We start from the raw sequence: 14,299 nt of genomic DNA on the forward strand, positions 1-14,299 counted from the left end.
GTTATTTTTTGCCAATAAACACCGCCATATTCTCGCTCGCCATTGGTGAGTAAGTCACTAAATAATGCTTTTATGGTTTTTTCGCCTCCAAGCCAAAGAGCTAGTAAACCACCAGTAAGTACAAGCTGCAATAATGCCCCTGCAGAGGCTTTAATACGCAGGTTTAAATCTACATCGTTAAACCAGTGCATAATAGCGACTGCCAAGGTGGGTGGTGTATTTGGCCCTAGAATAAGTGGCATTTCTACACTTGCGCTGGCATAAGCCAATACGGCTAAAATGGGTAGGCGCAGTAATGGGTAAAGGCTTGGTAATACTACTTTAAAAAAAGCAGTCATAGGGCAGTAGCCTAAATTAAGCGCTACTTTATGTTGTTGGCGCAGTTTTTTGCCAAGCTCAGGTTGGGCAAGCACACCTAGCGCCATTAACAGTAAAAAAGGCAGTTCTTTAAGGGTTAAGCCTAAAATTATACTAATACCAAACGAGTCATGCGGAAACATGCCGTTAGGCGCAAGTTCCCATCCACTAAACCAAGGCGATACTAAACGCGAGATCATGCCCGAAGGAGCAATTAAAAAACCAACCGCTATAGCCGCTGCCGCGTGGGGAATTACCAGTATCGGGCTCAATAAGCGCTGAATACGGTTAAGCCACGGGCTATTAAAAAATGCCGCTAAAATCATTAACGTAATGATAAAGGCAAGTAAGGTACTTATTAATCCGGTGCCAACACTTAGCATAACCATGTGTGTTAGGCCGGGTGTTTGCATAAGCATAGTAAAGCCATGTAGGCCAAGTGTTGTTTGCTCAAGTACTGGCGCATAACCAAAAGCGGGCAGTAGCACGCTAATTAGGCCGCCTATTACCGGCAAAATTAGTAATGTCAGTAAAAAGCGTGGGCTTAATGTAACTAATTTACTAAACATATCGGCGCTTTTATGTGGTTTAAGCGTTGGGCTTGCTGCTAACTTATTTGAAACAACACTCATTGGCTTATTCCAAAACGTGTTTGCCAACCTTGCATAATAGCGTTTACCCAGCTTGGGTGTGGCTCACTTAGCGTGCGTTTAATACTATTCAAAGGCAGCGCGCTTGGATGCGGCTGAGTTGTTTTAAATAAGGCTTGTTGCTGTGGTGTTAGCGTTGACTGAATAAGTACGCTTTTATCGCCCCATATAGGCGCTTTTTGTTTTTGAGCTTGCGCCTTTGGGCTTAATAAAAAATTAGCCACTAACTGCGCACTTTGCTGGTGGCTTGCATTATAAGGTATGGCTACAAAGTGGGTGTTACTTAAACTGCCATCTTGCATTGCATAACTGCGAATACTTTTAGGTAAATCATAACGTTTAACGGCGGCGGGTACTTCGGGCGCTGAAAACGTAAACGCGATACTTAGCTCTGTGTCGCTTACTAAGCGGCGCATTTGTGCGCCACTTTGCATAAAATGTTTCCCGCCGCGCCAAAGTGTTGGGTGCAGTTTATTTAAAAAGCCCCATAATGGGTTTAATACTTGGGCTGTGTTTTGCACTGTAGCAGGCTGATTTAACTGCGCTTTAAGTGTGTCATCGCTTTGTTGATGAAGCATAACAAGCGCGTATTTTAAAAAGCTCATGCCTAAAAAATCAGGTGGCTTTGGGTAGCTAAATCGCCCTGGGTTTTGTGCGCTCCAGCTAAGTAATTGGTTAAGAGTTGTTGGTAGTGTGTTATTTACAGTGCCGTCAATTGCTAAACTGTCGTAATAAAAGGTGAGCGATGCTTGGCCCCAAGGTGCTTCCATCCCGTTGGTGGGTATTCCAAAATCAAAATTAACAGCGGGATTATTGCTAGGGTCGGTGTAGCTAAAATTAGGCAGCTTATTAGCCCATTGTTTAAGTAATAATGAGTGCTCGCTCATGGTGGCAAAGTTAGCACCGTTTATCCAAATTAAATCTACGCTGCCTTTATCGTTATTGTTTGCTGCTTTTTCGGCAAGTACGCGGCTTACCGCTTCGCTGGTATCACTTAGTTTAACGTGTACTAAGTTAATGTTGTATTTGGTTTTTACTTGCTGTGCGGCCCATTGAATATACGCATTTATTTGCGCATCTCCACCCCATGCATAAAAATATACGCTTTGGTCTTTTCCTAAGCTTTCAACTTGCTGCCAACGGCTTTGTAATTGTGTACTTGCTAGGCTTTTAAAGCTAATAACAAGGCAAATGCAAAACGCGACACAGCAAAAGCTGTATCGCGATAATGTTTGCCAAAATTTATTGGCGAGCATTTAAATCCCAGTTGTAGTCTAAAAACTTAACTTTCATGTCGTTATTTTTAAGCGCTTTTTGCTGAGCGGGTATCAGTTTTAGTGCTTTAGGGTATTGCATAAAAAACTGTTGCAGCGTATTCGCACCTTTAAAGCCTTGTTCAAAATCATCGCCGTACCACTTAAATATTAAAGACACACTTAGCGTGTTATCTTGCGCTATATTGCGGGTCATGTCTGATAAAAAGCGGACTGTTTGCTCTTGTAATTGGCTTTCTAAATCAGTGGCTGTGTAGGCTTCTTCACGTAGTGCTGGGCAGCCAATACTTGCGCAATTTACAGCAAAGTGAATGCGTGGGTCGTTGTATTTACCACTGCCACGTATTAAACCATGTTCTATATCATCAAGGCTGCGAGTTTTGCCAAGCAATGGCACAAACTCTTTGCTCCATGGTGAGCTAAAAAAGCTGCCTAAATCTTTAATTGACTTAAAATCTGGGTATTTTGTTAATATAAGCTCAACAGTAAAGGCGTTATATGAGTTAATTAAAAACGCCAGCTGCTTAGGTTTTTCCCATGTATCAAACTCATTTTGCGTAACAGCCGATAGCGAATCTAAATAGGTTTTAAGCTCGCTGTGCTTAGCTTTTATTGCTGCGTAATCAACCTCAGTGCTGTGGCCATGGTTTATAGCCACAACATGGTTGTTTAATAATGTATTCCAGCCCTCGTGCATATTTTGAGCTTTGCTTGCAAACGATGTTGCAAGCAAAGCAGACCCTACCAATAGCGCTTTTAAAGGTGTTTTAAACATATTAGCCTCTGCGCCATGTGTGGTATTTTTCAAGCATGTTAAGTACTTTTTCAGGTGCGTGAGCGCGTTTCCACTCGCCTGCTGCGTACTTGTTACCTTCAGCCCAAGTAGGGTAGCTGTGAATAGTACCCAGTATTTTGTTAAGGCCTAAACCATGTTTCATTGCTAGTACAAACTCAGCTATTAAATCGCCAGCGTGCTCAGAAACCACAGTAACACCGAGTATTTTGTCTTTGCCCTTGGGTGTAATTACTTTAATAAAGCCTTTGGTGGCGCTGTCGGTAATGGCGCGGTCTAGCTCTTCAAATTCAAAGCGAGTGATTTCATAGTCTATGCCTTTATCAATAGCGTCTTGCTCGTTTAAGCCAACACGTGCTACTTCTGGGTCAATAAACGTAGTCCACGGAATAACACGGTAATCGACTTTAAACTTTTTAAGATTACCAAATAAGCCATTTACAGCTGCGTACCAACCCTGATGAGCGGCTACATGCGTAAACTGATACGGACCTACAATATCGCCAGCGGCAAAAATGTTAGGGTAAAGCGTTTCAAGGTATTCGTTAGTGACTACAGTACGGTTGGTTTCTATGCCAAGTTCTTCAAGGCCGTAACCTTTAAGACGAGCGCTTCGGCCCACAGCACACAGTAGCTCATCGTATTCAATATCGATTTCGGTATCGTTATGTTTTACCATAATGAACTTTTTGCCATCGCGCTCTTCACAGCGTAGTGCTTGATGCGAGGTTAAAATGTTTACGCCGCTTTCTGTTAGCGCTTCGTGAGCAAAGGTAGACACCTCTAGGTCTTCTTTGATCATGATGCGTTCGCTCATCTCAATTTGCGTAACGCTTGACCCTAAACGAGCAAAACTTTGTGCAAGTTCGCACCCAATTGGACCACCGCCAAGTACAACAAGCTTTTTAGGGGCTTCTTCAAGCTCTGCAAATTTAGTCCATAACGTATCGCTTGTTACATAGCCTGTTTCTTCAATACCAGGTAATGGCGGTACAAATGGGCGTGCGCCAGTGGCAATAACAATAGTACGGGCTGTTAATGTTTGTGTGCCGCCATCGTTAAGCTTAATTTCTACAGTCCACGGGTCTAATAATTTACCGTAGCCTTTAACCACATCTACACCAAGGTTTGTGTAACGTTCAACGCTATCATGTGGTGCTATATCGGCAATTACTTTATGTACACGTGCCATTACTTTTTTAAACGAAAACTGCGGTGTTGCGTTTTCTAAGCCGTAGTGTTCACCGTGGCGAATTTGCTCGGCAATTTTAGCGCTTTTAATAACGGCTTTACTTGGTACACACCCGTAGTTTAAACAGTCGCCGCCCATTTCGCCGGCTTCAATTAGGGTTACTTTGGCTTTAACCGCTGCTGCAATATAGCTTGTCACTAAGCCGCCAGCACCTGCGCCAATAACAATCATGTTACGGTCGAACTTTTTAGGTTTAGTGTAATTTTTGTATACGCGACGTTTTTTAAACACGTTTAGGATTCCTTTAGCAATAAAAGGGAACACACCCAATAAAGCGAATGATAAAATAAGATCGAGCGATAAAATGCCAGATAAGCTCTCGATTTGCGCAAGTTGCGTACCCGCGTTTACAAATACAAAAGTACCTGCGAGCATACCTACCTGACTTACCCAGTAGAAGGTCCACGATTTAATTGCAGTAACACCCATTAGTAAGTTAATTAAAAAGAACGGGAATACGGGTACTAAACGAAGGGTAAATAAGTAAAACCCACCTTCTTTTTCAACGCCTGCGTCAATAGCGTCTAAGCGCTCAGGAAAACGTTGTTTAATTGTATCGCGCAGTAAATAACGCGATACTAAAAAGGCAAGCGTAGCACCTACCGTAGAGGCAAACGAGGCAACCAATAAGCCTTCAACTAAGCCAAATAATGCACCTGCGGCCAGTGTTAATATAGCCGCACCCGGTAAAGAGAGAGCCGTTACTACCACATAAAGCAAAAAGAAGCCGCCAATAACAAGCAACGGCGACTGTGCTTTGTACTGATCAAATTGATCCATTGACCCTTTTAAGCCATCAAGTGTTAGTAACTGGTGTAAATTAAAATGAAAGAACGCGCCAATAGCAGCGGCGGCAATCACTATTAATAATAATTTTTTTATCATGTTCTCTCTCTTAATTAGGGCCTATTACCCTTTTTGGATTGCACTAGGTAAATCCTTTGGGCTGCGCCTGTTTAGCAGTAATTTTACTTTAAAACACCTATGAGGGATGACCACACCACATAGGCTTTACCTCGTTTTATAAGAAGCAAATTTATGTACATTTAACCTTTAAAGCTAAATATTCATAAATTTTAAAACTTATGGGTCAGAGTCAGCTTGGCATTTATTGGCAATTCAGGGAATGCTAAGGTTGCGCCAAAGTAGCCGCCTTCAAAAACAGGACGCCAATTTTTTTGGTTTGTGATGTTATTTACATCTAAACGTAACTTAGTACTAGGCGTAAATGCATAGCTAGTATTTACGTTTAGCGTGTACTGATCACGAATTTTAACTGTTTGTAAAAAGTCTAATGGGTAACTCTTTGTATATAGACCTGAAAAACCAGTTTGCCATTTCGAGGTAATTGAATAATTACCATTAAAACTAAACGATTGCTCTGGAATACCTTGTACTTGACTGTTTGACGGTGCAAATGGTGTAAAGCTTGGCGCGCCAACGCCCGTACCAGCAATAATGTCTGGGCGTGAGTTATCAAACGCATCAGCGACTTGAGCGGAATCTTGGCTGCTTGCAGAGTTATCGTAGCGGGCATCTATGTAGCTGTAGCCCGCACTTAGCCAATAAGGGTAAGCATCGTAAAATACTTGGCTTTCAAAGCCCGTGGTACGAATACCCGTATTGCTGCCATCGCGATTACGCAAGCTGCGGCGTTGACTAAATACAGCGCCATCGGCATACCAGTCGCTGTTGGTTGGGGCGTATTTTAAACCAAATTCTACGAGTGTGTTTTCTGTTGCAAAGTTTTGTGCACTAATCACGTTGCCGCCACCCAGTACATTACCGCCAGCCATACTATTTGATGTGGCCTCGTTATAACTTGCAGCACCGTAGCCTGTGAAATCAGCATTTAGTTTGTAATTAAAGCTTACCTGACCTGACTGAAGTGTGTCGTTAATGCTATCACTTGCTGCAGTTTGGCCTTGTGGTGCAATAGGATCACGTGCTTCTACATCATAATAATCTACCCGGTAACCTACGCTTGTATGAAGTTTATCTGTCCAACCTGAGTCTTGCTGAATAGCAAAACCTGTTTGCCATGAACGTGAGTCAGTAGTGTCTGATAGGTTAAAGTCGCCGCTGCCGTCGTTATCTATATCGTACTGTGCACCAGGTGATACGAACACACCCGGGCGAAGCTCAACCAAACGTGCCTTTTGTGCGTCTGTTAAAGGAATGCGGCGATTTGATAATGGGCCAGTTAAATCAATAGGTAAGTCGGCCTCTGTGGTGAACTGGCTGTAGCCAAGCACTTTGTTATAGCGTACGTCAAAAGCAAAAATAGTTTGTTGTTCGTCGTTCCAACTATACGTTAGTTCTGTTCGATTTTGCGCCGTGTCGGCGCCGTCAATAATTTCAACAAAGCTATTTTGGGCAATCTCTTCACGCTGTAAATGTTGAAAGTAGGTGATGTTTTTAAGTGAGGCATTTGCACTTAGCTCACGTTTATAAATACTGTGAATTAAATAGGTTGTAGCTTCGTTTTGGTTATCAGGGTCAGTAAGTACAGTGCTGCGATCAATGTTTACTTGCCCAGTAGGCGACACAATCGAACCCGCCGCCGGTACTGTACTGCCATTTGCTTGCACGCCTTGGCCAGTAATATAAAGGCCATCATCAATTAAAGCTTGGGTAGGGCGGTTAATACCGGCGTTGTCGGTAAATTCGACTTGGTATAGCTCAAAGTTAATATCCCAAGTGCTTTTATCGTCTGGCAAAATGCGTAGTGCTGCAAATAAACTGTCGCTTTTAGTACCTGAATAATCGTAATAGCTGCCATGGTCAAGATGTTCATAGCTTACTCTAAACCCAACTTTGTCTTTAATAATTGGCGCAGTGTAATCTATTTGCGCACTGTATTGGTCCCAACGACCGGCCGATAAACTCGCTTTGCCTTTACTTTCGTCCGTTGACGCTACTTTTGACGGTAAGTTAACAAACCCACCGTTGCGTTGGCTTGAACCAAACAAAACCGGCGGTGCGCCTTTTACTACATCTATTTGTTCGACAGAATTGAACGATAACGGCACGCCAAACCCATTGTTACCTGCTTGACGACGTGTACCATCTTGAAAAAGCTCACCCAATTGACCGCGAATAGTAGGTAAACTTGGCGCGCCAAAGCCACTGGCGGCATACGTATTAGGGCTCACAGCAAGTACGTCTTGCAAGGTAGTAATGTTAAGTTGTTCTATTAGTTCGCTTGAAATAGGCGTGACTGAACGTGCTATATCTTGCAGTGCTAAATTATCGCCAAAGGGGCCATTATGGTTGCATCTTTAACAGAAAGTCCTTGAGAATTTAAACTTTGGCCCGCTACTTCAATACGCTCTATAGCATTTTCTGTTACAGGCTTTGTTGTAGCAAAAGCAATAGCGGGTGTATTTAATAAAGCGGCTATAGATACGGCCAAGTATGAATATTTCAAACGTTTTCTCTCTGTAATTGTATGTTGATGGGTATAAAAGACCGAAAGGCTTAGAAATAACTTTCAGCAATTTAACAATATTGTTATTTATTAAAATATTAAAAATAGCTGCTTTGGTAATCGATTTATTAAACAAGCTTAACAGCTATTTACAATTATTATGAAATAAAAGGGAGTTTGTACGGTCTTTATTGCTTATTAGTTTATTTATATCTTTTTTAAGGAAATTTTATGACAGGTTCAATGAATACTGATGTACAAAATCGTTTGCAGTGGTCTTTATTATCGCTTCGGTGTGTGGTGTTTATAGTGATGTAAAGGGCCTGTTTATCTTTCGAGGTTTAATTTGCAGCTGTATGTTTGGCTTTTAGGCAAGGCAGAGCCTATGTAGTGTGGTTATTCCCCATAAATAGGCGATAACGCAGCATAAATGCCAAACAGACCCTGCTCGAAGGGTTCTGCCTAGGGGCGATTTACTCTTTGTTGCTCGGTTTTTACTTAGCCCACTAGGCTACAAACCTCGCGCCGCGATTAAATCGCCCCTAGCTTGAACAAATTTAAATCTGCAAAGGTCAACAGGCCCTAGTGGACGCTAGATAAATTTGTAAATCCGGGGCATAGCGCACGCATTTTTGAGCATTTTTATGGGATTAGTGGCTCTACAGATATGGTGGCTTACATTATTGGTGCGGTGCAGCTAGTACTTGTTTTAGCGTTTTTAGCAGGTATTAAAAAACGTATAACTTACGGTATTATTTTTATAATGCACGGCCTATCAACGCTGTCATCTTACAATCAGTACATTGATGGCTTTAATAACTTATTATTTTTTACTGCGTGGCCAATGTGGGCAGCGTGTTTTGCACTTTATTTATTACGGGATCAAGACGTAAAATATACTGTTAAATAAAACAGCCAGACAAAAAAATGGTTATAAGCCAATTAGCTTATAACCAAAAGTACACAGGGAGGTGTATGAATTCTTACTTTTACGATTAATGCATTGCGTCGTTGTATTTGTCGCCTAAGCGCTCTTTTTGCCCTTCAGACAGCGCTTTACCTGCTAGTTTAAATACTTCATGTTCTTCTTCATCTAAGTGATGATGCACTAAATGGTGTAGTTTTTTAGCTTCTGCTAACCATGCTGATGAGCTCATTTCGGTGTCTTCAAGTTGTTCAATTAGTTCATCAATTTCATGATGCTCTGCAACACTGTGGCGTGCTTTTTCTTGCGTTAGATCTTCACAAATTAATGGATTATAAAAGTAGCGCTCTTCAAATTTTGCATGTTCCTCTAGCTCTGTTTTTAGCTCATCCATTAAGCTATGACGTTTTTTTGTGTCGCCCTTGGTTTGAATAAGCGCGTCAACTAGTTTGCGTTGTTTGTCATGATCATTACGTAGTGCTTCAAAAATATTCATAAATCATCCTAATCAATTACGTTGCTTAATAACTATTAAGCAAACGCAGTGCCAGATTTTAAGTTATTGAAAGTAATGGTTTTATAGGTTTTAGGCTATGTTTTTGGATTGTTTGTGTATTTTTTACAGACGAGAGGGTGAAATAATTTCTTACTTTTAATACGAGCTAATACTTCACGTGCAGCTATTTACAATTAGCTTGTTAAAAACATATTTGGGGGGTATGTGTTTGTTAAGCTTTAATACGCCTAGGGCTGCTCAACATTAACCTGATTGCGGCCACTTTGTTTGGCTTTATAAAGAAGCTCATCAGCATGTATGATCAGTTTTTCAAGTGAGCGGTTAGAGGAGGAGCTAATTGCTGCACCTGCGCTAAACGTAATGGTTTCAGTATTATTTAAGCCTTCTATTTCGCTACAAATATCTATCAGTGTATTGGCAATAGAATCGAACGTTGTTTTAACGCTTTGTTTATCAACGGTGTTTAAAATAAATAACCATTCCTCACCACCATAGCGGCCAAATTGGTCGTCACCAGCAAGTGTATTTTGTGCTGCACGAGCAAAAGCTTTAAGAACGGAGTCACCCACATCGTGGCCGTAAGTGTCGTTAATGTGCTTAAACAAATCTAGATCGACAATGGCAATTGTAGCATTGCTTTGCTTAAGTTTTTGAGCCGCTTTTTGCATAATACCGCGTCGATTTAAACTGCTAGTTAAGTAGTCAGTCAGCGCAATGTTATAATATTTTTTACGTTGTAGTACTTGTTTATAAATAAGTAATAACGACACAATAACTAAAATAAACGCAATTGTTGCGCTTAACCGCCAAATTATTTTTTGTTGATACTCTTCTTTAGCGAGTAATTCGTTAATGTTTTTGTCGTATTCTAGTTGGAGTATTTTTTCTTCTTTTTCTTTTACTTCAAATTTTATTTGCAGCGTTTTAATGTTTGTTTCGCTGGTGGCTTCGTAATGCTTTTTCATAAATGTAAGCATTTGCTCCATTGCGTCAAATGCATCGTCTGTTTTGTTGAGACTTCGTTTTAACTGGTATCGCTTTTGAAGGTAATCGGCTTTATAAATGCTGCGGCTAAAATCATCGATCATCGAAAATACTTCATCGTTCATTTTATCGGCTTTTTCAAGTAAACCTTGTTTTTTATAAATATCTAGCATCAATATCATCGATGCGAGTTTCATATCACCTATTCCGGCTAGGTGGGCAACCTCAATATTTTTTGTGGCTAAGGCGAGCGCATCTTCGTAGTTTTCTTGTTTGTATAAAATATTAGCAATTGAATACTGAGCAAAAGACAGTCCTTTTTGCATGTTAACAGATTCAAAGTAAGAGAGTGCTTTGTCTAGATAAATGAGGGATTCGTTTGGTTTATTTATTTCAAGTAATACATTGCCCAAGCTCCAGTAAGCTTTAGCTGTATATAAGCCATCTTGAGTTTGCTGATATGCGATCAGCGCTTTTTTAGCGTATGTTATTGCTTTTTCTTTGTTTTCTAAATAATTATACGCATCGGCTATCTTCCTGTAAAAATAGCCTTGCGATGCAATATCGTTGTTTTGCATCGCCAGTTCTAATCCATCAAGTGCCACGCTCAAGGTTTTTTTCAGTTCATCTGTTTCGGTATAAAAGTATGCAAAGGCTCTTAAAATAATGATTTTTTCAGCCGGTGTAGATTGAGAAAATCGCGTTTTTAGTTGATTAACAACATCGTTTGCCTTTTGGAGTTCTTTTTGTAGGCTAAGCAGTTTTAATTGTGACTCCAGAAATAGCAGTAATACGTCAGGTTGTTTAGATAATTGCCGATTTGATAAGTAAACAGTGAGGTGTTTATTTAATTTTTCGTACTTTTCTTCCCTAAAAAGCAGTTCGGCATAAATGGCTGCAGCTTCTAAATGCAAAGCGTCATTCTGTTTTAATTTACTTTGCTCGTAAGCTTGAGTGATTTGTTTTTTGTTTTGCAGGTAATCAAGTTTATCTGTTCTTACACTTTTAATTAGCGCCCGAACGTCTTGCTGACTGAGCTCAGGGGGAGTGGAATTGTTTGAATAAGCAATACTTTGAAAGGCGGCGAATAAAAAAAACACAACAACAAGCTGTTTAACCAACACCGATAGGTAACTTGCTTTAAATTGCATGTTATTAGTCATATTAAGCCCTTACTAACTTGATACGTGTAGCTTTTTTGAAAAACGTAGGGTTAGTTAAATTTTGGCTAAACCTCATCCATATACTTTTAGTAATCAAAAACTTAAGCAGGTTGTGGCCTTGAGAGACTTTTATATCTAGCATTTTCAATCTCTATTAAGTATTGGTTAACCATTAATTATCCAATTACATTACCATAAAAGTTATTTTATAAAAATATCTACGCCTATAATCCTAGTATAAGCGTGATAGCAGCCTTATTTATGGTGGTTTTAGTATTTATCTGTTAAAAATCAGCATCAATTTTAAACTCTAAGCGCTCGCGATTAATCGGGTGCGTGAATGCTAGATACTCAGCATGCAGGTGTAACCGGTCTGCTTTTTTACCATAATGTGTATCACCAATAATAGGGGTGTTTAAACCTAATACATGTGCGCAGTGCACACGCAGTTGATGTGTGCGCCCTGTTTTAGGGTAAAGCTGCAAGCGAGTTGTGTTGTTTTTTCGCTCAAGTACTTGCCATGTTGTAAGTGCAGGCTTTCCTTTTTGGTAACACACCTTTTGACGCGGCTTATCATCAAAATCTGGTGTTAGGGGTAACTCTATAGTACCGCTTTCTTGTTCTATATTCCCATCGACTAAAGCAACGTAGCGCTTTTCTATTGTGCGCTCAATAAATTGTTTTTGAATGGCTTTATGTGCCCGTTTATTTAGGGCAATAATTAATAGTCCTGAGGTTGACATATCCAATCGGTGCACAATAAGTGGGCCTGTAGCTTCTGGAAATTGTGTTTTCATACGCAAGAATACAGAGTCGTCTATGGTAATGCCCGGGACCGATAAAAACTCTGCCGGTTTATTCACTATGACCAAATCGTCATCTTGGTAAACAACAGTAAGCTCTTTACCTTGTGCAGGGTTATTCAACAGTGGGCTAGGTTCTACATTTAAGCCTTTTAGCATGTGGCCTAAAATAGGCTGACACTTACTAAAGCAAGATGGGTAGTAGTTTTTATGCTGCCTAACCGCAGATTTAGGCGGGGCTCCCCACCAAAATTCACCCATGGCTATAGGTGTTAAGTTATGTTTAAACGCATATTGAAGTAATTTAGGGGCTGCACAGTCACCTGCCCCCGATGCCGGCGTATGCTCAGGTAATTTGGCAAAAATAGCATTGAGGTCTTCTATTTCGCCATCAATATTAAGAAATTGATATTGAGCAAATAGTATTTTTTGTAAGCTTTTGGAGAGCGTTTTACGGCGTTTTTTTAAATGTTCAAGTTCATCGTTTATTTTGCTATGCGCTTGTTCAAGTGTGACTAGCTGTGTTTGCCATTTTTGCTTTAATGCCTGAAGCTGCTTTTTTTCTTCAATGCTTTGTGTTGCTAGCTTTTTTTTGAGTTGTTGAATTTTGGTTTTACTCGATTTTTTTTCAGCGTCGCTGCGTTGTTTTTTACGCTTTTTTCTGCTTTTTTGCATTAAAGCATGCTGCGCTTGCAGCTCTTTTTCAAATCCTTCGTTGGCGGTAGCTAATAATTGGCTAATGCTCTTTAGCTGCTCACTGTTTTCAAGTTCGTTTATTTGCGCGTTTATGTCATTTATTATTTTGCTTTTAGCTAAGTAATTTTCATCGTTTAATTGCATACTTGAAATAGGGGGCACAAAGTTAATATTTTCCTTGTTTGCGTCAACTTGCCCTGAGTAGGCTGCTAAAAAGCCCAGTTCGTTTTGCTCATTTTTAACCACTAACACGCCAAACATTTTACCCGCGTTTTCAGCTTTTAAATGTGGCAGTGTTTCGAGCTGCTGTTGCAATTGTTCGCTTGCTGCAATAGTTAACGGGTGTGGCTCGTAAAAAAAGGGGTAAGTAAACTGTTCCGGTAAAGGAATAGTGGAAACAGGTTGAGCAAATGGGGTAAAACAAGGGCTGTTAGACATAGCGGTCGAATCATGAAATTGAGGCGAAGAATTAATTTAGATTTTATCACAGCATGAGCTTGCTAGGGGATATTGGTTCTACAAATAATAAAAAAAGGCCAGCAACAATGCCGGCCTTGATATTTTAACTTACCACAAATTATTTATTGGCATCTTTTACTGCTTTAAGTTTTGCTGCGTGGTCTATTTCGTAATCAGGCATGTCTTTTTTACCCTCTATTAAATAGTTATCCATCCAACGCATTAAACGTAAGCTGTAGTCGTATTGTGCTGCCACTTTACGGTTGCCGTGGCCTTCACCCGGGTAATAAACAAGGCGTACATCTTTACCTTGTACTTTCATGTAGCGGTAAAGCTCCATTGACTGTGCAGGGTGCACGCGTGGATCGTCTTTACCGTGCATAATAAGCAACGGTGTTTCTGACTGACCAGCCCAGTAAATTGGGCTGCGCTCTAAATACCATTGCCATTTATCCCACGGGTATGAACGGGCATGCACTAAGTGCATTTCGTTTGAAATATCAGTGGTACCAAACTTAGAAAGTTGGTTAGTGACACCCACAAACATAACACTTGCTGCAAAATGTTCAGTTAGTTTTGTTGCACCCCAAGCAGAGGCGTAACCGCCGTAAGAACCACCTGTGATACCAACACGTTTGCTGTCAACTAGACCCATGTCGACTAAATGGTTTTTAAAGTCCACTAGGTCGTCAAACTCTTTACCAGCGTAATCGTTTTGCCCTAGCTTTGAATAATCAACGCCTTTACCTGTAGAACCACGATAGTTTGGATAAAATACCGCGTACCCACGTGCAGCACCCATTTGGCCAGGGCGAGAGTAATTGGTGATCCACCCATCTTTGTCGTGACTTTCTGGGCCGCCATGTACTGACATTATAAGTGGGTAGCGTGTGCCTTTTTTGTAATCGAGCGGGTATACAAGTACGCCGTCTAGTTCAACGCCATCACGCGCGTTAAGTTTAATCGTTTCTTGTTTAGCAAAACGTTTATCGTTCA

8 protein-coding genes and 2 pseudogenes are annotated in these 14,299 nt (G+C 40.6%); 1 reads left to right on the top strand and 9 read right to left on the bottom strand.

Annotated elements, in window-relative coordinates:
- The 5 genes and pseudogenes from BCG07_RS18170 to BCG07_RS18190 all read right to left on the bottom strand — a co-directional run.
- Window positions 1-989, bottom strand: a 989-nt coding sequence (locus tag BCG07_RS18170) for an ABC transporter permease family protein (RefSeq protein ID WP_502694083.1), incomplete at its 3' end; no start/stop codon positions are given.
- Complete coding sequence (locus tag BCG07_RS18175; protein WP_286891402.1) at window positions 986-2,263, bottom strand: ABC transporter substrate-binding protein; 1,278 nt, start codon at window positions 2,261-2,263, stop codon at window positions 986-988. The genes BCG07_RS18175 and BCG07_RS18170, both read right to left, overlap by 4 nt.
- Complete coding sequence (locus tag BCG07_RS18180) at window positions 2,250-3,056, bottom strand: DUF547 domain-containing protein (protein WP_286891403.1); 807 nt, start codon at window positions 3,054-3,056, stop codon at window positions 2,250-2,252. Before BCG07_RS18180 ends, BCG07_RS18175 begins: the two co-directional genes overlap by 14 nt.
- 1 nt (window position 3,057) lies before the next feature.
- Complete coding sequence (locus tag BCG07_RS18185; RefSeq protein ID WP_286891405.1) at window positions 3,058-5,211, bottom strand: dihydrolipoyl dehydrogenase family protein; 2,154 nt, start codon at window positions 5,209-5,211, stop codon at window positions 3,058-3,060.
- Between the two features lie 191 nt (window positions 5,212-5,402).
- Window positions 5,403-7,756, bottom strand: a pseudogene (locus tag BCG07_RS18190) (TonB-dependent receptor).
- Window positions 7,757-8,342: 586 nt separating this feature from the next.
- Between BCG07_RS18190 and BCG07_RS18195 the strand changes: the two are divergent.
- Window positions 8,343-8,666 (top strand): annotated as a pseudogene (locus BCG07_RS18195) (hypothetical protein); the annotation flags it as partial.
- A gap of 85 nt (window positions 8,667-8,751) precedes the next feature.
- Here the strand turns inward: BCG07_RS18195 and BCG07_RS18200 are convergent.
- The 4 genes from BCG07_RS18200 to BCG07_RS18215 form a co-directional block, all read right to left on the bottom strand.
- Window positions 8,752-9,177 (bottom strand): hemerythrin domain-containing protein, encoded by a 426-nt coding sequence (locus tag BCG07_RS18200; protein WP_286891407.1) that lies wholly within the window; start codon window positions 9,175-9,177, stop codon window positions 8,752-8,754.
- A gap of 248 nt (window positions 9,178-9,425) precedes the next feature.
- Window positions 9,426-11,345 (bottom strand): tetratricopeptide repeat-containing diguanylate cyclase, encoded by a 1,920-nt coding sequence (locus BCG07_RS18205; protein WP_286891409.1) that lies wholly within the window; start codon window positions 11,343-11,345, stop codon window positions 9,426-9,428.
- Window positions 11,346-11,629: 284 nt separating this feature from the next.
- Window positions 11,630-13,282 (bottom strand): RluA family pseudouridine synthase, encoded by a 1,653-nt coding sequence (locus tag BCG07_RS18210; RefSeq protein WP_243533891.1) that lies wholly within the window; start codon window positions 13,280-13,282, stop codon window positions 11,630-11,632.
- A 139-nt stretch (window positions 13,283-13,421) separates the two neighbouring features.
- The coding region (locus BCG07_RS18215) for an alpha/beta hydrolase family protein (protein ID WP_286891412.1) at window positions 13,422-14,299 on the bottom strand (878 nt) is incomplete at its 5' end.

It is taken from the genome of Pseudoalteromonas sp. ESRF-bin5, from assembly GCF_002632075.1.
Taxonomy (GTDB): Bacteria; Pseudomonadota; Gammaproteobacteria; order Enterobacterales; family Alteromonadaceae; genus Pseudoalteromonas; species Pseudoalteromonas marina.

What these genes read in the sequence shown, in the direction of transcription:
- BCG07_RS18205 (WP_286891409.1), bottom strand. Translation starts at nt 11,345, where the DNA reads ATGACTAATAACATGCAATTTAAAGCAAGTTACCTATCGGTGTTGGTT.
- BCG07_RS18185 (WP_286891405.1), bottom strand. Translation starts at nt 5,211, where the DNA reads ATGATAAAAAAATTATTATTAATAGTGATTGCCGCCGCTGCTATTGGC.
- BCG07_RS18180 (WP_286891403.1), bottom strand. Translation starts at nt 3,056, where the DNA reads ATGTTTAAAACACCTTTAAAAGCGCTATTGGTAGGGTCTGCTTTGCTT.
- BCG07_RS18210 (WP_243533891.1), bottom strand. Translation starts at nt 13,282, where the DNA reads ATGTCTAACAGCCCTTGTTTTACCCCATTTGCTCAACCTGTTTCCACT.
- BCG07_RS18175 (WP_286891402.1), bottom strand. Translation starts at nt 2,263, where the DNA reads ATGCTCGCCAATAAATTTTGGCAAACATTATCGCGATACAGCTTTTGC.
- BCG07_RS18200 (WP_286891407.1), bottom strand. Translation starts at nt 9,177, where the DNA reads ATGAATATTTTTGAAGCACTACGTAATGATCATGACAAACAACGCAAA.